At 66.3% G+C, this 21,158-nt stretch carries 21 protein-coding genes; 4 read left to right on the top strand and 17 right to left on the bottom strand.

Translation table 11 applies throughout. From position 1 onward, the window contains the following. Position 1: 1 nt before the first annotated feature. From FHU31_RS07540 to FHU31_RS07500, 9 genes are all read right to left on the bottom strand, one after another. A complete protein-coding gene (locus FHU31_RS07540) occupies positions 2-463 on the bottom strand; it encodes a nuclear transport factor 2 family protein (protein WP_167157115.1) in 462 nt (153 codons plus the stop codon). Next, the gene (gene tsaD, locus FHU31_RS07535; protein ID WP_167157113.1) at positions 460-1,479 is read right to left on the bottom strand and encodes a tRNA (adenosine(37)-N6)-threonylcarbamoyltransferase complex transferase subunit TsaD; all 1,020 of its coding nucleotides are present in this window, start codon (positions 1,477-1,479) and stop codon (positions 460-462) included. Before tsaD ends, FHU31_RS07540 begins: the two co-directional genes overlap by 4 nt. Further along, a complete protein-coding gene (rimI, locus tag FHU31_RS07530; RefSeq protein ID WP_167157111.1) occupies positions 1,476-1,925 on the bottom strand; it encodes a ribosomal protein S18-alanine N-acetyltransferase in 450 nt (149 codons plus the stop codon). Before rimI ends, tsaD begins: the two co-directional genes overlap by 4 nt. Next, positions 1,922-2,554, bottom strand: coding sequence for a tRNA (adenosine(37)-N6)-threonylcarbamoyltransferase complex dimerization subunit type 1 TsaB (gene tsaB / locus FHU31_RS07525; RefSeq protein ID WP_167157109.1), 633 nt, complete (start codon positions 2,552-2,554; stop codon positions 1,922-1,924). Before tsaB ends, rimI begins: the two co-directional genes overlap by 4 nt. Beyond that, positions 2,551-3,015 carry a tRNA (adenosine(37)-N6)-threonylcarbamoyltransferase complex ATPase subunit type 1 TsaE gene (tsaE, locus tag FHU31_RS07520; protein ID WP_167157108.1) on the bottom strand — a complete coding sequence of 155 codons (465 nt, stop codon included), beginning with the start codon at positions 3,013-3,015 and terminating at the stop codon, positions 2,551-2,553. The genes tsaB and tsaE overlap by 4 nt, the downstream gene beginning before the upstream one ends. After that, positions 3,008-4,126 (bottom strand): alpha/beta fold hydrolase, encoded by a 1,119-nt coding sequence (locus FHU31_RS07515; protein WP_167157106.1) that lies wholly within the window; start codon positions 4,124-4,126, stop codon positions 3,008-3,010. The genes tsaE and FHU31_RS07515 overlap by 8 nt, the downstream gene beginning before the upstream one ends. Before the next feature lie 5 nt (positions 4,127-4,131). Beyond that, complete coding sequence (gene alr, locus FHU31_RS07510; protein ID WP_167157104.1) at positions 4,132-5,277, bottom strand: alanine racemase; 1,146 nt, start codon at positions 5,275-5,277, stop codon at positions 4,132-4,134. A gap of 94 nt (positions 5,278-5,371) precedes the next feature. Continuing rightward, a complete protein-coding gene (gene gad, locus FHU31_RS07505) occupies positions 5,372-6,766 on the bottom strand; it encodes a glutamate decarboxylase (protein ID WP_167157102.1) in 1,395 nt (464 codons plus the stop codon). Between the two features lie 12 nt (positions 6,767-6,778). Continuing rightward, on the bottom strand, positions 6,779-8,188 hold the full coding sequence (locus tag FHU31_RS07500; RefSeq protein WP_167157100.1) for an NAD(P)H-hydrate dehydratase: 1,410 nt from the start codon (positions 8,186-8,188) through the stop codon (positions 6,779-6,781). A gap of 158 nt (positions 8,189-8,346) precedes the next feature. On the opposite strand from FHU31_RS07500, the gene FHU31_RS07495 reads away from it, so the two are divergent. Next, positions 8,347-8,721, top strand: coding sequence for a hypothetical protein (locus FHU31_RS07495; protein ID WP_167157098.1), 375 nt, complete (start codon positions 8,347-8,349; stop codon positions 8,719-8,721). Positions 8,722-8,740: 19 nt separating this feature from the next. Here the strand turns inward: FHU31_RS07495 and FHU31_RS07490 are convergent, their stop codons facing one another. Continuing rightward, on the bottom strand, positions 8,741-9,829 hold the full coding sequence (locus tag FHU31_RS07490) for a zinc-dependent dehydrogenase (RefSeq protein WP_167157096.1): 1,089 nt from the start codon (positions 9,827-9,829) through the stop codon (positions 8,741-8,743). 191 nt (positions 9,830-10,020) lie between these two features. On the opposite strand from FHU31_RS07490, the gene FHU31_RS07485 reads away from it, so the two are divergent. After that, on the top strand, positions 10,021-12,003 hold the full coding sequence (locus FHU31_RS07485) for a PTS mannitol transporter subunit IICBA (protein WP_167157094.1): 1,983 nt from the start codon (positions 10,021-10,023) through the stop codon (positions 12,001-12,003). A 61-nt stretch (positions 12,004-12,064) separates the two neighbouring features. After that, positions 12,065-12,823 (top strand): DeoR/GlpR family DNA-binding transcription regulator, encoded by a 759-nt coding sequence (locus FHU31_RS07480; protein ID WP_090363352.1) that lies wholly within the window; start codon positions 12,065-12,067, stop codon positions 12,821-12,823. A 13-nt stretch (positions 12,824-12,836) separates the two neighbouring features. On the opposite strand, the gene FHU31_RS07475 is transcribed toward FHU31_RS07480, so the two are convergent. From FHU31_RS07475 to FHU31_RS07455, 5 genes are all read right to left on the bottom strand, one after another. Continuing rightward, entirely contained in the window at positions 12,837-13,061 is a 225-nt protein-coding gene (locus FHU31_RS07475) for a hypothetical protein (protein ID WP_208410160.1), read from the bottom strand. Positions 13,062-13,140: 79 nt separating this feature from the next. Further along, the gene (locus FHU31_RS07470; RefSeq protein ID WP_167157092.1) at positions 13,141-14,202 is read right to left on the bottom strand and encodes a phosphotransferase; all 1,062 of its coding nucleotides are present in this window, start codon (positions 14,200-14,202) and stop codon (positions 13,141-13,143) included. Between the two features lie 37 nt (positions 14,203-14,239). Then, complete coding sequence (locus FHU31_RS07465) at positions 14,240-15,232, bottom strand: DUF7064 domain-containing protein (protein ID WP_167157091.1); 993 nt, start codon at positions 15,230-15,232, stop codon at positions 14,240-14,242. 348 nt (positions 15,233-15,580) lie between these two features. After that, a complete protein-coding gene (locus tag FHU31_RS07460; protein ID WP_167155782.1) occupies positions 15,581-16,987 on the bottom strand; it encodes an IS1380 family transposase in 1,407 nt (468 codons plus the stop codon). A gap of 145 nt (positions 16,988-17,132) precedes the next feature. After that, the gene (locus tag FHU31_RS07455) at positions 17,133-18,215 is read right to left on the bottom strand and encodes an LLM class flavin-dependent oxidoreductase (RefSeq protein WP_167157089.1); all 1,083 of its coding nucleotides are present in this window, start codon (positions 18,213-18,215) and stop codon (positions 17,133-17,135) included. Positions 18,216-18,320: 105 nt separating this feature from the next. Here FHU31_RS07455 and FHU31_RS07450 point away from each other — a divergent pair, with 105 nt between their 5' ends. Further along, positions 18,321-18,884 (top strand): TetR/AcrR family transcriptional regulator, encoded by a 564-nt coding sequence (locus FHU31_RS07450; protein WP_167157087.1) that lies wholly within the window; start codon positions 18,321-18,323, stop codon positions 18,882-18,884. A 164-nt stretch (positions 18,885-19,048) separates the two neighbouring features. Here the strand turns inward: FHU31_RS07450 and FHU31_RS31830 are convergent, their stop codons facing one another. Next, positions 19,049-19,183 (bottom strand): hypothetical protein, encoded by a 135-nt coding sequence (locus tag FHU31_RS31830; protein ID WP_263988111.1) that lies wholly within the window; start codon positions 19,181-19,183, stop codon positions 19,049-19,051. 13 nt (positions 19,184-19,196) lie between these two features. Then, positions 19,197-21,065, bottom strand: a complete 1,869-nt coding sequence (gene glmS, locus FHU31_RS07445) for a glutamine--fructose-6-phosphate transaminase (isomerizing) (RefSeq protein ID WP_167157085.1) — start codon at positions 21,063-21,065, stop codon at positions 19,197-19,199. Positions 21,066-21,158: the final 93 nt, after the last annotated feature.

Genomic DNA, 21,158 nt, shown 5'->3' with positions numbered 1-21,158 from the left:
GCTATCGCCCGTACTGCGCCGGGTCGACGTTCAGATGAGCCGAGACATCACCGACCATCTCGACGTCCACGATGCGCTCGGTGAAATACCAGCCGGAGTCATCCCGGGTGAACGCGTCGGCGTAGCGCCCCACCACGATCGGCTGCAGCGGCACCGTCACCGGCCCGTCCGGAACGTGTTGCACCACCACGAAAGTGGATCGTGCCGTGGCCACCTCCCGGTCGACGTCGATGATCGGGTTCAACACGAGGTGCCGGGTGCGCGGGCGATTTCCGTGCTCGGGGTAACGCCGGGTGGTCAGCGCGAACAGTCCGGCGATGTTGTCGGCCCCGAACACCGACCCGGTGGCCGGTCCGCCGAACGACGCCCGGCCCAGCAGCTGCCCGACGCCGTCGAAATCCCCGGCATCGATCAGCTCGGCATAGGTGTAGAGCAGCCGGGCGATATCCTCGGACGAACTCACGCCACCTGCCCCTTCACCACCGGCAACCCGGGATCGCTGGCCACGCTCAGCGGCGACGGCGGCGCCCCGGCGTCGATCAGGTGCGCGGCGAACGACGCGATCATCGCACCGTTGTCGGTGCACAGCCGCGGCCGTGGCACCCGCAACGTCAGTCCGGCTGCCGCGCAACGCTCCTCGGCGAGTTCGCGTACCCGCGAGTTCGCGGCGACACCGCCGGCGATCAGTAGCGTCGACACACCCAGGTCGGTGGCGGCCCGCACCGCCTTGGCCGTCAGCACATCGGCGACCGACTCCTGGAACCCGGCGGCCACATCGGCAGCCGAATAGTCCTTGTTTCGTTCGAGATGACGAGCCACCGCGGTCTTCAGGCCGGAGAAGCTGAAGGTGTACGGGTCGTCGCGCGGGCCGGTCATCCCACGCGGAAACACGATCGCCGCGGGATCACCGGTCCGGGCCAGTTCGTCCAGTGGTCGCCCACCGGGGTACCCCAGCCCCAGCAGCCTGGCCACCTTGTCGTAGGCCTCCCCCGCCGCGTCGTCGACGGTGCTGCCCAACTCGACGATGGGCTCCCCGAGGGAACGCACATGCAACAGCTCGGTGTGACCTCCCGACACGAGCAGACCGACGCACTCCGGCAAGGGGCCGTGGTCGTAGACGTCGGCGGCCAGGTGCCCACCCAGATGGTTCACCGCGTAGAACGGCACCCCCCAGGCCGCCGCGTAGGCCTTCGCCGCGGCGACCCCGACTAGTAGCGCGCCGGCCAGGCCGGGGCCGATGGTGGCCGCGACCGCGTCGGGGCGACTGATCCCGGCGGTCTGCAGGGCGCGTCGCATGGTCGGCCCGAGTGACTCCAGATGCGCGCGGGACGCGATCTCGGGTACCACGCCACCGAAGCGGGAGTGCTCGTCGACGCTGGACGCGACCTCGTCGGCGAGCAAGGCGACGGTGCCGTCCTGCCACCGCGCGATGCCGACTCCTGTTTCGTCACAAGAGCTCTCGATGGCCAAGATGATCATTTCGGTTCCCGCTTCATCGTGTGGGCATCCGCGCCACTGACTTTGTAATACCGCTTACGCAGCCCGACTGCGACGAAACCGACGCTTTCGTAGAGAGCGATCGCCGCATCGTTGTCGGTGCGGACCTCCAAGAACACCACGCCCCGACCGGCGAACTCCAGCAGATCCGCCAGCAGCAGCCTGCCGATACCGCGGCCCTGGTGGTCCGGGTCGACACCGATGGTGTGCACCTCATACTCGAACGGTGGGATCCGGCCCAGCCGGGCGATTCCCGCATAGCCCACCAACCGGTCACCGTCCCGCGCCGCCACATAGTGGGTGTGTTTTGCCTCCAACGCCTGCAAGAACGCCGATGGCGGCCAAGGATCGTCTCCGGCGAACAGTTGCGCCTCCAACTCGGCGCATCGGTGGGCATCGAGCGCGGTCAGCGCATCGATGACCGTCACGCCAGGCCCCGTTCGGCCAGCGACTTGGCATCCGGGCGGCGCAGGTACAGCGGCACCAGGGCTCCCGGATCGGCGGACCAATCAGGAACGGCCGCAGCCAGTTCCCTCGACGAGGGAACCTCCGGGCCGATCACCGGCAGACCGAATGCCGCGGCGTGGGTGGGTGAACCCGCGACCGCCTGAACACCGTCGATGGCCACGTCGGCGGCGGCGCTGACCGCCGGCTCACCGATCCGCACGCCGTCTCGGTAACGCGCCCAATACACCTCGCGGCGGCGGGCGTCGGTCACCACCAGGACGTCCCCCTGCGTCGCCCTGCCGATGGCATCCAGGCTGCACACGCCGAACACCGGGATATCGAGCGCATGACCGTATGCCGCGGCCGTGGCCATGCCCACCCGCAGCCCGGTGAACGGGCCCGGGCCGCAACCGACCACCACGGCATCGAGATCGCTCATGGATTTTCCGCTGTCGGCCAGGGCCGCAAGCACATTCGGGGTGAGGCATTCGGCGTGGGCACGGGCGTCCACGGTGAGGCGTTCGGCCAATGTGGCGATGGTGTCGCCCACCGCGACGATCCCGGCCGTCACCGCCGGGGTGGCGGTGTCGATGGCCAGTACCAACGTCATGCCCTGCTCCAATGCCATGTCGCGGTGCGGGTATCGGTCTCTGCGTCGCGCTCCAGCCGGATGTCCAGATGGTTGTCCGACAGCCGCTCGGCCAATCCTTCACCCCATTCCACCACCACGACGGCATCGTCGAGATCGGTGTCCAGATCCAGTGAATCCAGTTCACCGAGAATGTCATCGGTCTGGTCCAGCAGCCGGTAGATGTCCACGTGTATCAGAGCCGGCGCCCCGGGGCGGTGCGCCGGATGCACCCGCGCCAGCACATAGGTCGGCGACGTCACCGGACCGTCGACGTCCATGGCCCGGGCGATTCCCCGGGCCAGCACCGTCTTTCCCGCACCCAACGGCCCGGCGAGCACCACCACGTCCCCGGCACGCAGTTGGGCACCCAGGCGCACCCCCAGTGCGATGGTGTCGGCTTCGGTTGCGAGTACGGCGGTTCCGCTTTCCCGCTCAACCATGGTGGCGGGCTCGTTCTTTCAAGCGCCGGGTCAGTGCGACCAGCTTGGACGGGGTGGCCCGTTCGACGAGTCGCACCAATGCGTCATCGATCACTTCGGGCTGTTCCAACTGCACCAGGTGCCCGGCACCTTCGACGATCACCAGTTCCGATTTCGGCAGGGCCACCGCCATCTCCCGCGAGTACTCCATCGGGGTAAGCAGATCATGGTCACCGCACGCGATGAGCGTCGGCACCTTCGCCAACGTCTTCAGCCCGGCCGTCTCGTCGTGGACCTCGAGTGCGTGCAGGAATCCCACCATCGTCGTCACCGGGGTCTCATGCATCATCTTCTCCGAGAACGCCACCACACTGCGACTGACCTTCTCGTCGCCGTAGGAGGCGGCGCGCAGCACCGGGCCGATGATCGACCGGGTGGCGCCGCGGCCGTGGTTGACCGCATTCGGCGCGTACCGGACGGCGAATCGGGCCGCCTCCAAGGCCGGGTTTCGCAGGATCTCTCCGAGCGGTGATCGCGAAACACCCTCCGCGGCAGAGGCGATCATCGCCGCACCCACGATCCGGTTCGGGTAGCTCTTCGGGAACTGGCGGGCGTGTGAGAGGACCGTCATCCCACCCATCGAGTGCCCGACCAGGACGACGGGACCGCGTGGAACCGTCACCGACAGCACCGCTTCCAGATCCTGGCCCAACTGGGGAACAGTGAAGGTGTCCGGCGGGGCGTCCCCGGACATTCCATGGCCGCGCTGGTCGTAGAACACCATCCGCACCTGGTCGCCCCATTGTTCGGCGAGCCGGGCCCGCTGGAAATGGAACGCGCCCATGCGCAGACAGAACCCATGCGAGAACACCACCGTCAGGCGCGCATCGGGCGGCCCGACCTCGCGCACCGCCAGCGGCACCCCGTCGGGTGTGGTGACGATGACGCTGCGATCGGCACCGAGCAGTTCGAAATCCTCGTCCCGATAAGGGTCCTCATCGGCGATACGGTGTGCGACCGATCTGGCCACGGATACGCCGGCGCCGGCTCCCACCGCGACCAGTCCCGCGAGCCCGGCCAGCCAGGGTGCCTTGCCCCGGCCGTGGTGCGGCCGAGCCTCGTCGTCGGTCACCGGTGTCAGCCCGCCTCGCCCTTGTAGACGCGAGTGACCCGGCCGCGCGGGCTGGTGACCACCTCGTAGTTGATGGTGCCCAGCAGGTCGGCCCAGTCCTGGGCGGTGGGTTCACCGCTGTCCCCGGGGCCGAACAGGATCGCCTCGTCGCCGACTGTCACATCGTGGCGCCCGGGGCCGAGGTCGACCACGAACTGGTCCATACAGATCCGGCCCACGTTCGGTCGGCGCCGACCATTGATGAGCACTTCCAGACGTCCGCTCAGCGGCCGGTACACGCCATCGGCGTACCCGATCGGCAGCAGCGCCAAGGTGGTGTCGTGTGGTGCCACCCAGGTGTGCCCATAGGACACACCCTCCCCGGCCTGAACGGAACGGAGCAGGGCGACAGGACATTTCAGTGTCATCGCGGGCCGCAGACCCATATCCCCGAGTTCGGGGATGGGGCTCTGCCCGTAGAGCGCGATACCCGGCCGGATCATGTCGTAGGCCAGGTCGTGGCGCGTCATCGCTGCGGGTGAGCTGCACAGGTGCGCGATCTCGAAATCCACCCCGGCCGCGCGGGCCGCGGCACGCATCTCGTCGAATCGGCGGACCTGCCGGTCGGTGGCCGCCGGGTGCGCCGGGTCGTCACCGTTGGCCAGATGGCTCATGATCCCGCGCAACCGCAGCGCGCCCTCGGCCGCGCCACGGCGCAGCGCCGCCAGCGCCTCGGGCAGGTCCGCGGCGGCGACCCCATTGCGGGTCATGCCGGTGTCGACCTTGAGCGTGACCGCAGCCGTGACGCCGGTCCGCCGCGCCGCCTCGACAAGATCGTCGATCTGAGCCGTTGAGGACACCGCGATCTGCACGTTCTCGGCCACCGCGGGCCCGAAATCGGTGCCGGGTGCGTGCAGCCAGGCCAGGATCGGCGCGGTGATGCCGTCCCGGCGCAGGGCGAGCGCCTCGTCGATGGCCGCGACCCCGAGTTCCCCGGCTCCCGCGGCCAGTGCGGCACGAGCCACCGGCGTGGCGCCATGGCCGTAGCCGTCGGCTTTCACCACGGCCATCACGGTGGCGGACCCGGCGTGATCGCGAAGCACACCCACGTTGTGGGCCACCGCATCGAGATCGATGAGGGCCTGCGCGCCGAGAACATCAGTTGTCTGCATCAGCACCATTTTCTCATGCCCGCGAACGTAGGCTTGTTTGCGCGGAAGGCTCGAGACCTCCATCACATGCCGGCGTACCGCGGGCCGGCGTCACTCAGTGCGTGAACGGCTGCACGAGGTCGAAATGCCCACCAGGTTTCAGCTCGTCCAGGCTCTTCAGCACGGTGACGGTGTCCTCCTTCAGCGCCCGGGCCAGGTCGGCGGAGAATCCCTCCCTGACCACCACCCGCAGCACCGTCACGTCTTCGGCACCCTCGGGCATCGTGTAGGCCGGCACCTGCCAGCCATAGGCACGCAGTGCATGCGACACGTCGAACTCGGTGTAGCCCGGGTCCCCCTTGAGCCGGAAGCTGATCACCGGGATGGCCGAGCCGTCGGTGATCACCTCGAAGTGTTCGCTGTTGCGCAGCTGGTCACCGAGCCACCGCGCGGTCTGCGACAGGCATTGCATGACCTGGGTATATCCGGCCCGGCCTAACCGCAGGAAGTTGTAGTACTGGCCGACGACCTGATTTCCCGGGCGGGAGAAGTTCAGCGTGAAGGTGGGCATGTCGCCACCGAGGTAGTTGACCCGGAACACCAGGTCCTCGGGCAGGTGCTCGGCGCTGCGCCACACCACGAAGCCGATGCCGGGATAGGTCAGCCCGTACTTGTGCCCGCTGACATTGATCGACACCACCCGCGGCAACCGGAAATCCCATTGCAGGTCCGGGTGCAGGAACGGGACCACGAATCCGCCGCTGGCGGCATCGACGTGGACCGGCACGTCTGGGCCGCCGTCCGCGGCAAGCTTGTCCAGCGCCGCGCAGATCTCGGCGATCGGCTCCAGTTCACCGGTGAAGGTGGTGCCCAGGATGCCGACGACGCCGATGGTGTCCTCGTCGACGGCCGCGACGACCTGCTCGGGGGTGATGACGTAGCGGTTCTCGGCCATCGGCAGGTAGCGAGGTTCGACATCGAAGTACCGGCAGAACTTCTCCCAGACCACCTGGACGTTGGAGCCCAGGACGAGGTTGGGAGTGCGGCCCTTCCAGGCTCCCTCCTTGCCGGCTGCGACCTTGTCCCGCCAGCGCCATTTGAGGGCCAGTCCGGCCAGCATGACGGCCTCGCTGGAACCGATGGTCGACACCCCGATCGCGGTGGACGGATCGTCGTCGCGCAGGTCCTCGGCGTGGAACAGATCGGCCACCATGGACACACAGCGCGCCTCGATGGCCGCGGTGGCCGGATATTCGTCCTTGTCGATCATGTTCTTGTCGAAGGTCTCGGCCATCAGCTTGTCGGCCTCGGGTTCCATCCACGTGGTGACGAAGGTGGCGAGATTCAGCCGGGAACTGCCGTCGAGCATCAGCTCATCGTGGATGAAGCGGTAGGCCGCCTGGGAGTCCATCGAGTCGTCGGGCATTCGCAGCGCCGGCACGGGGTCGGTGGACAGCCGACCCGTGTAGGCGGGTGTGATCGACGGTCCGGGCTGGTGCCGCAGTGGCATGTGTTGTCCCTTCTAGAGTTTCGCGACGGATGAACGAAGGTGAGCCAGAATTCCCTCAGCCGAGATCGGCACCGGACGCGGTCCCGGATCGGCGGCGGCCAGGCACGCGGCGCGGGCGTGCACGAACGCCGCCATGGCGGCGGCCTCGATCGGCGGCAGCCCGGAGGCGAGCAGCGCGCCGACCACACCGGAGAGCACATCGCCGGATCCCGCGGTGGCGGCCCAGGATTGACCGGCCGGGTTGAGGTAGGTGGTGTCCCCGTCGGTGATGACGGTGACGTTGCCTTTGAGGAGCACCGTGGCCCCGAGCCGGCCGGCCAACTCTTGTGCCGCACCGACCCGGTCCGGGCCGACCGGATGCCCGGCCAGTCGCTGGTACTCGCCGGCGTGCGGCGTGAGAACCGTAGGCGCGGTGCGGGTGTGCACCAACTCGGGCTGGGCGGCCAACAACGTCAACGCATCGGCATCTACGAGGACCGGCAGATCGGTGGCCAACGCGAACCGTAATGTCGCGGCGGCAGATTCGTCGGTACCCAGCCCGGGTCCGACAGACCAGGCCTGTACCCGTCCGGCGGCGTCGGGTCGGGGGGCGACCACCACTTCGGGCCAGCGGGTCACGACATCGGCAGCGGCACTGCCGGCGTAGCGGACCATTCCGGAGGTCGCGGCCACTGCCGCGCCGGTGCACAGGATCGCCGCACCCGGGTAGGTGGCCGAGCCGGCGAGTACCCCGGTGACACCCTGGCTGTACTTGTCATCGTGCGGGCCGGGCAGCGGCCAGCGGGCGGCGACATCGGCCGCCTCGAAACCGCGCACCCCACTGGGCGGCAGCTTCAGTCCGATGTCGACGAGTTCCACGCGCCCACAATCCCCCAGCGCGTGCACGGGTTTGAGGCCTCCGAACGTGACGGTCAGCGCCGCGTGGACATGCGGCCCGTCGGCGACCCCGGTGTGCACGTCGATCCCGCTCGGGATGTCGACAGCGACCACCGGTGCGGCACTGGAGGCGAACACCGTTGCCGCCTCGGGGCGCAGCGGCCCGCGTCCGGAGATCCCGACGACGCCGTCGATCACCAGATCCGTTGTCGCCGGGATGCCGTCGACGAGTCGGCCGCCCGCCTGACGGAACGCCGCCAGCGCCTTGGCGTGGGTGTGATCCGGATTGAGCAGCACCGCCGTCGCCGTCACTCCTCGGCGACGCAGGAACGTCGCCGACCAGAGCGCGTCGCCGCCGTTGTCGCCCGAACCGACGACCGCACACACCTGCCGGCCCGCCACCGCGCCGAAGCGGGCCCGCAGCTCCCCCGCGATGACCGTCGCGAGCCCGTAGGCGGCGCGGCGCATCAGGACCCCGTCGGGCAGGGATGCCAGCAATGGCGCCTCGGCGGCCCGAATGGCATCCGCGGTGTAGTAGTGGCGCATCGGCTCCCGTTCTCACGTCGCCGCACCAGGTTACGTGTCGTGGATTGGTCCGACCCGACAATTGACGCCTCCGGGCCGAAACCGAAACGAGGGCGCAGTTTCCGGAACCGCCTTCGGTGACCTCCAGCCGGTGGTCAGCACGGCTAGAGTGACCGCTCATGAGCTACGGCTATCCGCCGTTTCCACCGCCCCCACCGGTGCCACCACCCCGCTCCGGTGTCGATCTCGCCATCTCCATCACCTTGTTGGTGCTGACCTATGCCGGCGGCGGTGTCGCCGCGTTCCTGGCGGTGTTCATGTTGGCCTTCACCGACTACTGCCCGCCGGCGACCTGCCATATCGACGCCGGGGTCACCGCGGTAATGACGGGTTTCGGCGTCGCCGTGCTGATCGCCATCGCCGGCACCGTGATCACCATCGTGCAGATGGTCCGCCGCGCCAAGGCCTGGCCATGGGCGACCGGGACGCTGGTGTTGTGCGCGGTGGCGTGCGGGCTGGGCATGGCCGGGTATATCGCAGCCGTGGGCGGCTGATCGGGCCTGAGCCAGGGACTCAATGCACCCCGGTACCGACGGCGACCGCGCTCGGCTCCACGGTGACCTTGATCGCCTCGCCCTTCTTGACGATGTCGAAGGCTTCGAGCACGTTGTCGATCGGGATGTGCCGGGTGATGAGATCCTTCACGGGTACCTGCCCGGTCGAGATGTACTGCAGGGCACGCTTGTTGTGCTCGGGCGCAGATCCGTTGGCACCGTGGATGTGCAGCTGGCGGTAGTGCACGACGTTGGAGTCGCAGGTGATGGTCGGGTTGGTCTTGGGTAGCCCGCCGAAGAAGGAGATCCGGCCGTTGCGCGCGGCCATGGCGATCGCCTGCTCCTGGGTGATATTGGCCGCGGTGGCGGTGATGATGACGTCGGCGCCCCGGCCGCCGGTGAGCTCCATGACCCGGGCCACCACGTCGACCTCGGCAGCGTTGATGGTCTCGTCGGGATGCACCGCATCGGCCGAGATCTTCAGCCGGTGCTCATTCACATCGACGAGGTAGATCGGGCCGGCGCCGTGCACACCGCGGGCGATGCGGATGTGCATACAGCCGATCGGGCCGGCACCGAAGACCACGACGGTGTCGCCCTCCTCGATACCGAGTAGGTCCTGGGCGTTGATGGCACAGGCGAACGGCTCGGCCGCCGATGCCTCGTCGTATCCCACATTGTCCGGAATGCGATTCAGCCCATCGACTTTGAGCACCTGCCGGGGCACGATCATGTACTCGGCGAAACCACCGTCGTACTGGTAGCCGATCGAGGTCTGGTTCTGGCATACCGCCATCCAGCCCTTGCGGCATTCGTGGCATTCACCGCACGGCACAGCCGCGATCACCTGTACCCGGTCGCCCACCTGCCAGGTCGCGCCGTAGGTGGCGTTCACCTCGGCACCCACCTCGACGATTTCGCCGGCGACCTCGTGCCCGAGGGTGCGCGGCGGGGTCAGGTTCTGGTGTCCGTTGTGGAAGATCTTCACGTCGGTGCCGCAGGTCGAACAGTTACGCACCCGGATCTTGACCTCGTCCGGCCCGCACTGCGGCTCGGGAACGTCTTCGAGGCGGACGTCCTCGGGCGCGTAGTAGCGCAGAGCTTTCATGGCAGGCCTCCTGTGTCCGGCGTTACATGCTGAGCCGACTCTAACCGCAAAACGGTCATAACTCCACATTCTTCTGTGCCCATTTACGCCTGAATGCTTGCACTCATGCCCACTTGTGCGGTTAACTTGGTCTCATGTGACCGGCGTCACCCACTGCCGGCAGCACACTGGAACAAGACGGAGGTCGCAAGATGTCCCTGGTCGAAGCCCCCAGCACCCCTGCGGACGGGACGCCGCGCACCGGCGCGCGCGTGCGGGTGCAGAAACTGGGCACCGCGCTGTCGAACATGGTCATGCCCAATATCGGCGCATTCATCGCCTGGGGCCTGATCACCGCGTTGTTCATCAAGGCCGGATGGCTGCAGGGCATCTTCCCGGCGCTGCGCAATCCGGACGGCTGGGTCGCCCAGATCGGCGGCTGGGGCAGCTTCGACGGCGCCGGCATCGTCGGCCCGATGATCACCTACCTACTGCCGGTGCTGATCGGCTTCACCGGTGGCCGGATGGTGCACGGCAACCGCGGCGCCGTGGTGGGGGCGATCGCCACCATGGGTGTGATCACCGGCGCGGACGTCCCGATGTTCATGGGCGCCATGATCATGGGTCCGCTCGGCGGCTGGGCCATGAAGAAGCTGGACGCATTGTGGGACGGCAAGATCCGCCCCGGCTTCGAGATGCTCATCGACAACTTCTCCGCCGGCATCCTCGGCATGGCCCTGGCGATCTTCGGATTCTTCGGTATCGGGCCGGTCGTCTCGGCGTTCACCCGCGGGGCCGGCAACGTCGTCGACTTCCTGGTCAGCCACGACCTACTGCCGCTCACCTCGATCCTCATCGAACCGGCCAAGGTGCTGTTCCTCAACAACGCGATCAACCACGGCGTACTCACCCCACTGGGCACCACACAGGCCCTGGCGACCGGCAAGTCGGTCCTGTTCCTGCTGGAAGCCAACCCCGGTCCGGGCCTGGGTCTTCTGTTGGCCTTCATGGCATTCGGCAAAGGCGCCGCTCGCGCGTCGGCACCCGGCGCGGCGATCATCCAGTTCTTCGGCGGCATCCACGAGATCTACTTCCCGTACGTCCTGATGAAGCCCAAGCTGATCGCTGCCACCATCCTCGGCGGCATGACCGGCGTCTTCATCAACGTGCTGTTCGGGTCCGGGCTGCGCGCCCCGGCGGCACCCGGCTCGATCATCGCCGTCTACGCCCAGACCGCCAGCGGCAGCTTCCTGGGTGTCACGTTGTCGGTGCTGGGGGCCGCGACCGTGTCCTTCGTCGTCGCCGCTCTGCTGCTCAAGACCGACCGGGCCACCGACGAACCCGATCTGGCCGCGGCCACCGCAGAGATGGAAGCTTTGAAGGGCAAGCGCTCCAGTGTGGCCGCCGCACTGACCGGCGGTATCAACGGCAAGATCACGACCATCGTGTTCGCCTGCGATGCCGGGATGGGGTCCTCGGCGATGGGCGCCTCGGTGTTGCGCAAGAAGGTGCAGTCGGCCGGCTTCGGCGATGTCAAGGTGACCAATCAGTCCATCGCCAACCTGACCGACACCTACGACGTGGTCGTCACGCATCGCGACCTGACCGACCGCGCGAAACTCAAGACCGGCTCGGCCGTGCACATCTCGGTGGACGACTTCATGAGCAGCCCACGCTACGACGAGGTCGTCGAACTGCTGGAGCAGACCAACGGTGACGCCCCTGCCAGGCCCGGCGCGCAGCAGACCGAGCCCGCAGATGCCACGGACGACGTGTTCCGGGTCGATTCGATCGTGCTGAACGGCGCGGCGTCCAACGCCGAGGAAGCCATCACCGAAGCGGGGCAGCTGCTGGTGGCCGCCGGGGCGGTGGACCCGTCCTATGTGGACGCGATGCACGAACGGGAGAAGTCGGTGTCGACCTATATGGGCAACGGACTGGCCATCCCGCACGGCACCAACGACGCCAAGGGCGCCATCCGCAAGACCGGCATCTCGTTCGTGCGCTACGCCGACCCGATCGACTGGAACGGCAAGCCGGCCGAGTTCGTGGTCGGGATCGCCGGGGCCGGTAACGATCACATGGCGCTGCTGACCCGGATCGCGCACGTATTCCTGGACAAGGACGAGGTGGCTCGGCTGCGGGAGGCCGGCACGGCCGAGGAGATCCGCGCCGTTCTGAGCGCGAGCAAGTAAGTTCTTCGAAAGCCCTGGCCCGCGGGCCAGGGCTTTCGGACCGCCGATCAGAATGTCAGCCGTGGATTCAGAGACCCGTCAGAGCCGCATCGTCGAGTTCGCCCGTACTCGGGGCCGGGTAGAGGTGCTGCCGCTGGCCGAGGAACTCCACGTCGCGTCCGAGACCATCCGCCGCGACCTCAAGGTCCTCGCCGGGCGCCGGCTGCTCAAACGGGTGCACGGCGGCGCGGTGCCACTGGAGACCGTCGCGTTCGAATCCACCGTCGAGTATCGCAGCCAGGTCGACCTCGCCCAGAAGCACCGGATCGCCGCCGCGGCCGTCGAACTCCTGCACGGCTCCGAAACCGTCTATCTGGACGAGGGATTCACACCTCGCCTGATCGCCGAGAAGATCGCCGACCGGGAGCTCACCGTGGTGACCTCCTCGCTGCTGGCCGCCGAGGCGCTCGCGCACAGCGACACGGTCACGGTACTCCTGCTGGGCGGCCGGATGCGGGGCAGAACTCTTGCGACGGTGGATCATTGGGCCGTGGAGCGGCTGCGCACACTGGTGATCGACGTGGCGTATCTCGGCACCAACGGGATCACCGTGGAACACGGCCTCACCACACCGGACCCGGCCGTGGCCGCGGTCAAGCAGACGGCCGTACACGTCGCCGGGCGCAGGATTCTCGTGGCCGCCCACACGAAGTTCGGGGAGACCAGCTTCTGCCGGTTCGCCGAGGTGTCGGATTTCGAATCCATCGTCACCGGATCAGAACTGCCGACGGCCGAGGCGCACCGGTATGAAGCCTTGGGGCCCAGCGTCATTCGCACCTGACATCCCGTCGGCCTCAGCTGTCGACACCGTCCCAGAACCGATGCGCCCGCGCGGCGATCTCGTCCGGGAACTCTCCGCTGATGGCGTGGGACGCCGACGCCCAGAGTTCGACCTGACCGTGCCGCAGCACTGACCGCGCGGTGTCGGCCGCCCGTCGTCCTTCGTGGATGACGCTGCGGCCGGCGATCAATGCCAGCACCGGCATGTCCAGCGCACGCAGCTGGGCGTCGGTGAACAAGGTGGGCGTCGGCTGATGGAGCGCTACATCCGGCCCGCCGAGGAGGCAAGCCCTAGGGCATGGCCCCGATTCTGCGATGTCACATGAGGTTGGCTAGTCTGGCGGAATTGAGGTCGAGCGCCATATCTGCGTATCGACGGGTCTGGTCGGCGATGACGCGATCGAAACGTTCTGATGGTGGGATTTGGCTGGATAGGCCGCAGAAAAGGAAGACAGCGTAGATGGCGCCCTCTCGGTAGTCGCGCAAGCACGCGTTGAAGTCGTAGTCGGCGGCTCCGACGGCAACGAGGTGGCGGTGGAACTCCTTGAGCAGGTCTAGTTCGTATGCGCGGCGGTTCTGCGTGGACAGTGACGAGCCGAGGAAGTAGGCGGGATCGATCCCGGGCGGGCCGAGGCGCACGGTTTGGAAGTCCACGATCGTAGCCCGTGGAACTGGGTCGAGGCTGAACAGGATGTTGTCGGTGCGTAGGTCTCCATGCTGGACCACTGAAGGTCCGTTCCACGATCTGATCCATCGGCCTGCCTGGGGAATGACGGTCTCGAACAGGGCGACCTGTTCGGGCTCCAGCGCGTGACCGAATCGATCGAGCCACGGCTGTAGTCCGGCGGGCATAGAGTCGAAGACGGTGTAGGTGCGGTTGCGATCCGCGAGCCACGGCATCGCTGCGGCAGCGGATAGGTTCCAAGATGCCCCTTGCAGGTGTGCGAGTTGGTCAAGGACCGCGGCGCATTCGTCGGCGGTGCTCTCGGTGAGAACGTCTCCGGGGCGGGTCTTTCCACGGAGATCTTCCAACACGAGGGTGAAGGCGCTGGTGGTGTGATTGAGCTCCGAGAAATAGCAGGTGGGGATACTCACGCCGGCCAGGTGGGGCGCCAGGTCGCGGTAGAACTGGACTTCGAGTTCATACATCCTCATCGCTTCGGCGAGGGCTCGGGTGCCAGGGTCTGCGGTCGGGTATTTCACGATGACTGAGGCGGGTTCATGGCCAATCGTGTCCCACGTCAGCCCTGCGCGCGTCATGCCGCACATCGCGCCGCTACTGAGCTGTTCGCGATGCACGTCGATGACCATCGCCCCGGAACTTCCGAGAACACGAGTGAACCATTCGGGTGTGAGGTCGTCGGCGTTGGATATCGACATTGAAACCACGTCTCCGTTCTGTTGTCGGCGTGATTCGTTACGGCTGCCCGGCGCCCATTGCCCGGCGTTGGTGGGCGCGGATCACGTCGATGTCGAACCAGTCCTGGTTTTCACCCCACCCGCTTTCGCAGTCGACTTCCCAATACGCGAGGCACCATTGCATATGCCAGATACTGTGCCACTTAAGGCAGTTCACTACTTGCGATTGTGCGTGCATCTCGCGTCCGTGCTCGTCGATCAGATGCAGTACGACCCGGCGCGGTCTGCCGTCCGATTCACGTTCAAGCACTTCCCTGGTGCCGTCGACCACCTGCGCCATGAGGCCATCTTTGGTCATGTGCCCGTAGCTGATGCGGTCGATGGATCGGGCGGTGACCGGCGCTTTGGGGTCCGGGCGGGCCGACGTCACCGCAAATGAAGTCTCCTCCGAGGCCCAGGCGAAGTCGAATCCACCGCCGGGCAGGTTATGGGCGGGACCGGGCCGCAACCCACGGGAGTGGTCTCGAAAGTGGTGGCAATCAACGGAAATTGTTTCGCCATGCAGTGTGATGCTGCCGGTTACCGAGCCGAGTTGTTCGTAGTGCACGCCACCATAGATGTCGAAGCCGTGCTCGCCGGAGTAATGCAGATTCGGGGGCGGGTAGGCGCCGGTCCATAAGAGATCGAGAGAGTAGGTCTCACTGGTGTAGCCCAGCCGGTACTGCCGCAGCGGCTCGATCACCCTGCAGCTCATGCCATTGGTGAGTTTGAAGTCGAACATGTCAGTGTCAGCAGACATGGGGTTGAAATGAAACCACTCCGAATACAGACAATCGTGCGATTCCATTCCCTTGTCGTCCCACAACGCGACACCCGCCGACGTGAGATTCATGTTCGGACGGTGCCAGATGTAGAAGTAACCGTCGATCTTGCGCTCGGGGATCATGAACCCGAATAGGCCTGACTCATTCCAGAATGGGTCCGCGGGCCGCTCGTGGAACCGCCACGAGTCATCCTCGGGAGTGATCTCACGTTCGGTGTCAATGGTCATGGCGTGTCCTCGTTTCCGCAGTTGGGCTTGTGTTTGGAGCTCGGCGTACTCGGGTGGATGCTGGGGTTGCAGTTGGCAAGTAGCCTGCTGGGGTTGCTAGCGCCTGGCGCGTCGGGAATGACGGGCTCTGCGATGGCTCCGCATTGCGCGTTGTAGTCCTGCAGGTTGTCGACGGCCTGAGCGAACCTCCGTTCATGAGTTCGGCTTTTTAGCCTCGATCCACCGACTGACCTCGGTGACGGGAGTCGTTTCTCGTTGATGCCGATGTTCGGGATGCGGGCATGAGGTGGCCCCGCTGGTCTGGCCAGCTTTTCCTGTGTGCTCCGGTCGGGCCTGTTTGGCAGTTGATCAGGGGATCGCGCGTTGTGGTGGGCTGTGTCCGATGATGCTGCGCCACAGGGCAAGCCAGGCCTTCGACCAGGGCCAGCGGCTAGGTAGGTGCAGGGCTGGTCGGCGCTGTGGACGGGCCAGTCGGGCTGGCACGTTGACGATGCGGCGGCGCAGCGTCGATCCCCGCGCTCGGCCGTGACGTTCTCCGGCGAGGACTCCGGCGGCGCGCAGCAGGTTGTGGGCGATCGCCGCGCACAGCACCCAGGCGGAGTTCGCGCCGAACCGGCCCGACGGGATGTGCGCCAACGCTCCGTCGATCAGATCGGCGAACACGGTCTCGATGATCGCGTGCTGGCGGTGGGTGACGTCGGCCTCGGTGACCGGCAGGTCGGTGTTGGTCAGGAACGGGTGATACCGCCACACCGGGAACAGCGCGTCGGGGTAGCGGGCGTCTTTGACGCGGCGCACGACCAGGCGGGCGGTGATCGCATCGGGGGTGGATGCGAATGCGGTGTAGGGGATTTCGGCGACTTCGGCATCGGAGATCCAGGCCCCCGTATCGGGATCTTGGACCGCTCCGGGGTAGGACACCGGTGTCCACGCGTCGTCGTCGATGGCGGCCAACGCGCGGTCGATGGCCGGGTTGCGGGTCATCACCAGCGAGAACTGGGCGCCTGCGCGGACACACGCGGCGACCACCTTGCGGTTGCCGTAGGCCGAGTCGCCGCGGACCAGGATCTTCCCGCTGGCACCGGCGGCGCGGGCGGTGCTGATGGCTTGGGCGACCATCCGTGCGGCACCCTTGCCCGAGTTGGCCTTTCCGGCGCGGAGCCGCATCCCGGCGATCACCGGAGCCGAGGACGCGGTGCTGATCGTGGTGGCGAGCGGGGACAGTCCCTTGCGCAGGATCTGCTTGCCGGCGATCTTGGTGTGCCCGTAGGAGGCGCCTTGTTTGGCGTGGCCGTAGACCGGGCGCAGCAACGAGTCGATGTCGATGAACACCCGTTGTTCGGCGGCGTTGGGGAGCAGGTCGACCCGGCCGCACAACGCCACCAGGTGCTCGCGCAGCACCGACTCCAACTGGCGGGCGTGACCGAAGGTGAACTCCCGCAGCAACGTTCCCACCGTCGACGGTGCGTACACGCCGTCGAAGAGCGACTTCATCCCGCCGCTGCGCAGGATGTCGACGTCATCGATGCAGTCCGCACCGGCAACCATGCCTGCGACCACGGTGGCCAGCTTCGGTGCCGGGTTCGCCGACCCGGACTTTATCCGCGGCGCGCTGATGTGGACCTTCTCGCCGAGCAAGCGCGAAAGCCCGGTCTGCTCGGCCAACGTCATCACCGCAACCACACCGGCACACGACACGAGATTGCCATCGTCGAACACCGCTGAATCCGAGGCGAACCTATGCGAAACTTGCACCGGAAGTGCCTTTCCGAACTGGACCGATTGATGCGTGAGAACACCAATCATCCCAGCCCAGAGGGCACTTTCCTCATTCCGACACCCCTATACAACCAGGTCAGTCGGTGGAACGAGGTTTAGGCATCGTCACGTGTGGTCAATGTCAGATTTCGGCGAGCAGAGTCTTTAGTCGTGGAAGCTGGTCGCCGAGTACCCTGGCTGATTCCTCAGGCGCATAGGTCGTTCCGGTGACGTCGCCGAGCATCAGGTGCGTTGCGCCAGCTTCGGCGAATGGTGCTATACGCTCGGCGATTTCGTCGGCATTACCGAGCCATACAAGTTCCTCGACCAGTTCGACCGGGATTTTGCGGGCGATCTCGATGAGCTGCTCGGCGTCAACAGCGTGCGGGATGATGTCAGACTGGCCGCGGCAGTCGGGCCCGCCGGGATGGTCCAAGCCGTACTTGCGCCATGTCGCCGCAGGCAGATAATAGGCGATCAATCGCGCGACCGGAACCTGGTCGAGAGTCTGCATGACGTGCTCACGGGAGTCACCAAAGATAGTGGCGGGCACCAGCGATGCAACAGGAGCGGGACGGCCTGCCTTCGCAGCGGCCGTTTTGATGACGTTGTGTTGTTCTCGGTACGACTCGATACTGCTGGGCAGTGGCAACCAGCCGTCAGCGTAGGTACCCGTGAGCCGCAGCATGCGTGGTTGTTGAGCGGCGACCCACACCTGGGGGACCCCCTTGGCGCCGTCGCGGGACAGCCCCGTGCGTCCGACACCATCGGGCATCTGACCGTGGTCGAGCATCGACCTCAACTCGCGAAGTGCACATTCGACATTGCCCACGGGAGCCCCATAGTCGTATCCAAACGGCAAGATCGACTCGGCTTCGCCGGAGCCGAGGCCAAGAATGAAGCCGCCGTTGCAGATGTCGTGCAGCGTGAGCGAGGCGCGCGCGAGGTCACCGCCGCGGCGCCGCGTGGCATCGGTGACGCACACACCGAGAGGGACATCGGTGATAGGTCCGAGCGCCGCAGCAAGGCAAAAAGGGTCCAGCAGCGCGTCGGGGTCGGGAAGCGCTTGGGAGGCAGGGAACAACGGCCATACAGCGGGATGTGTCAGACCCATCATGTGGTCAAGTACCCATACGTCGTCCACTCCTAGCCGCACAGCGGCGTCCAGCGCCATGCGGTTGACGTCCAGCGAATGCATTGTGGGCAGCAAGAAGCCAAGTTTCACGTTTCTACCATCGGTCGGGAAGTCGACGAGCGACGAATATTTACGCCGTAAATTTACTTGGTAAAATTTTGTGATGTCAACCCCCGTGCTCTATTACTGTTTGTCATGACGACGGATAATCAGCGGGGACGTCCAGGGCGTCGGGCACTCCTGGACGTCGAGCAGGTGATCACTGCGGCGCTCGCCGTCCTCGACGCGGATGGCTTGGAGGCCGTGACGTTTCGTCGCGTCAGTGCCGACCTCGGCGTCAGTCATATGACGTTGTATGGGTATTTCGACTCGAAGGAAGCACTACTCGAAGCACTCGTCGCCCACACCATCGCGGTGCCATCAATTCGAACCACTGAGAAAGCACCATGGGATGAAGTGCTCTTCAAGGCCATTGAGGATCTTCGCCAGACGTTAGTCACCCGCCCTGGCATCGCCGAAGTTCTGATCACGCAGGAATTGAAAGGCTCCTGGGTTGCTGAAGTTCGCGAGAGCCTCCTCAACATTCTGCGCAGCGGCGGCTACAACGAACACCAGGCGATCGACGGAATCAGCATCATCTTCAACTACCTACTCGGCGCCGTCATGATTCAGACGAAACGCGGACAAGGCGGGTCACCAGAATCATTCGAACGCGGCCTGTGGTACTTGATCAACGGCATCAAGACCGACCAGGCGTAGTCAAGCTTCTTTGGCTCAGTACCGCTCGGCCGCAACCGAACATCCGTGTGCTGATATTAGACTGGTGTGCGCACAAGTGATTTGACCTTCACACAATTCGAGGGGTCCACTTTGGCGATCCACGACCACCGAGAGGTCGGCCGAGTTCGACGGCGACGAAAAACCTAGGCCGCCGTACCGAACGTCGTCGGCACGTCGACGGATTCACCCACCACCGGCAGCGCGGCCATGCCCGCCTCGTACACGGTGAGAAAGTGAGCGCGGGCGGCGGCGCTGCGCCAGCGGCCGACCTCACCCACCGTCAGCCCGCTACTACTCGACCGTCACCGACTTGGCCAGGTTGCGCGGCTTGTCCACGTCGTAGCCGCGCGCCTGCGCCACCCCCGCCGCGAACACCTGCATCGGAATCGTCGACAGCAGCGGCTGGTAAAGCGTTGACACTGCCGGGATTTCGATCAGGTGGTCGGCATACGGCGCCACGGTGTCATCGCCCTCCTCGGCGATGACGATGGTCACCGCGCCGCGGGCCTGGATCTCGCGGATATTGCTGAGCAGCTTGGCGTGCAGGGTGGCCGAGTTCTTCGGCGACGGCATCACCACGATCACCGGCAGATCGTCCTCGATCAGCGCGATGGGTCCGTGCTTGAGTTCACCGGCGGCAAAACCTTCGGCGTGCATGTACGCCAGCTCCTTGAGCTTGAGCGCACCTTCCAGCGCCACCGGGTAACCGACGTGCCGGCCGAGGAACAGCACCGCCGACGACCGCGCGAACCGGCGGGCAAGCTCGCGCACCGGTTCCATGCAGGTCAACACTCGGGCGACCTGATCGGCCATCGCCTCCAGATCGTGGTACTCGCGGGCCACCTCGTCGGGGTACTTGGTCCCCCGTGCTTGCGCAAGGGCAAGTCCGACAAGATAATTCGCGGCCACCTGCGCCAGGAACGTCTTGGTGGACGCCACTCCGATCTCCGGACCGGCACGCGTGTAGAGCACCGCGTCGGCCTCGCGCGGGATCTGGCTGCCGTTGGTGTTGCAGATGGCCAGCACTTTGGCCTTCTGCTCCTTGGCGTGCCGCACCGCTTCGAGCGTGTCGGCCGTCTCACCCGACTGCGAGATGGCGATCACCAGCGTGCTGCGGTCCAGAACCGGGTCGCGGTACCGGAATTCGCTGGCGAGCTCGACCTCGACCGGCAGCCGGGTCCAGTGTTCGATGGCGTACTTGGCCAGAAGTCCGGAATGGTAGGCAGTACCGCAGGCGACGATGAAGACCTTGTCGACCTCGCGCAGTTCCTGATCGGACAGGCGCTGCTCGTCGAGCACGATGCGACCGTCGACGAAATGACCGAGCAGGGTGTCGGCGACCGCGGCGGGCTGCTCGGCGATCTCCTTGAGCATGAAGTAGTCGTAGCCACCCTTCTCGGCGGCGCTCAGGTCCCAGTCGATATGAAACGTGCGGGCACTCGCGGTCTGGTCCTCGCCGGCGAAGTCGGTGACCCGATACCCGTCAGCGGTGATCACGACCGCCTGGTCCTGCCCCAGTTCGACGGCGTCGCGGGTGTGCTCGATGAACGCGGCGACATCGGAACCGACGAACATCTCGCCGTCCCCCACCCCGACCACCAGCGGGGTGGACCGGCGGGCCGCGACGATGGTGCCGGGTTCTTCGGCGCTGGCGAACACCAGCGTGAAATGCCCTTCGAGCCGTCGCAGCACCGACAGCACCGAGCCCACGAAGTCCCCGGCGGTGGGGCCCTCGCGGTAGGCGTGGGCGACCAGATGCACGGTCACCTCGGAGTCGGTGTCGCTGGCGAACTCGACGCCGACGGCTTCCAGCTCGGTGCGCAGCGCCGCGAAGTTCTCGATGATGCCGTTGTGCACGACGGCGAATTTGCCGTCGGCATCCCGGTGCGGATGCGCATTGCGGTCGGTGGGCCGGCCATGAGTGGCCCACCGGGTGTGCCCCATCCCCGTCGTACCGGCGAGCAGCGCCGCATCCGTCTCGGCGACGGCTTCCTCCAGATTGGCCAGCCGGCCGGCTCGGCGCCGCACCACCAGACCGCCGTCGCCGTCGAGCAGGGCGACACCCGAGGAGTCATAGCCCCGGTATTCCATCCGCCGCAACGCGTCGACCACGATCCCGCAGGCAGGGCGCCGTCCGACGTAACCGACGATTCCACACATGGTTACCCAGGGTAGTGCAGCGGACGGACTCCCTGTCGCTGCGTTCGCGGCGGCTCGCTCACACGAGACACCGCCGCGGGCGGTTCGGTTAGG

This window comes from Mycolicibacterium fluoranthenivorans, assembly GCF_011758805.1.
GTDB lineage: Bacteria > Actinomycetota > Actinomycetes > Mycobacteriales > Mycobacteriaceae > Mycobacterium > Mycobacterium fluoranthenivorans.
This window is presented reverse-complemented; position numbering and strand designations above follow the sequence as displayed.

Bases quoted from the DNA above. Each gene is read 5' to 3' on its own strand.
- tsaD (WP_167157113.1), bottom strand. From the start codon at position 1,479: ATGATCATCTTGGCCATCGAGAGCTCTTGTGACGAAACAGGAGTCGGC.
- tsaB (WP_167157109.1), bottom strand. From the start codon at position 2,554: ATGACGTTGGTACTGGCCATCGACACCGCCACCCCGGCGGTGACGGCC.
- tsaE (WP_167157108.1), bottom strand. From the start codon at position 3,015: ATGGTTGAGCGGGAAAGCGGAACCGCCGTACTCGCAACCGAAGCCGAC.
- alr (WP_167157104.1), bottom strand. From the start codon at position 5,277: ATGCAGACAACTGATGTTCTCGGCGCGCAGGCCCTCATCGATCTCGAT.
- gad (WP_167157102.1), bottom strand. From the start codon at position 6,766: ATGCCACTGCGGCACCAGCCCGGACCGTCGATCACACCCGCCTACACG.
- FHU31_RS07500 (WP_167157100.1), bottom strand. From the start codon at position 8,188: ATGCGCCACTACTACACCGCGGATGCCATTCGGGCCGCCGAGGCGCCA.
- FHU31_RS07495 (WP_167157098.1), top strand. From the start codon at position 8,347: ATGAGCTACGGCTATCCGCCGTTTCCACCGCCCCCACCGGTGCCACCA.
- FHU31_RS07490 (WP_167157096.1), bottom strand. From the start codon at position 9,829: ATGAAAGCTCTGCGCTACTACGCGCCCGAGGACGTCCGCCTCGAAGAC.
- FHU31_RS07485 (WP_167157094.1), top strand. From the start codon at position 10,021: ATGTCCCTGGTCGAAGCCCCCAGCACCCCTGCGGACGGGACGCCGCGC.
- FHU31_RS07470 (WP_167157092.1), bottom strand. From the start codon at position 14,202: ATGTCGATATCCAACGCCGACGACCTCACACCCGAATGGTTCACTCGT.
- FHU31_RS07465 (WP_167157091.1), bottom strand. From the start codon at position 15,232: ATGACCATTGACACCGAACGTGAGATCACTCCCGAGGATGACTCGTGG.
- FHU31_RS07450 (WP_167157087.1), top strand. From the start codon at position 18,321: ATGACGACGGATAATCAGCGGGGACGTCCAGGGCGTCGGGCACTCCTG.
- glmS (WP_167157085.1), bottom strand. From the start codon at position 21,065: ATGTGTGGAATCGTCGGTTACGTCGGACGGCGCCCTGCCTGCGGGATC.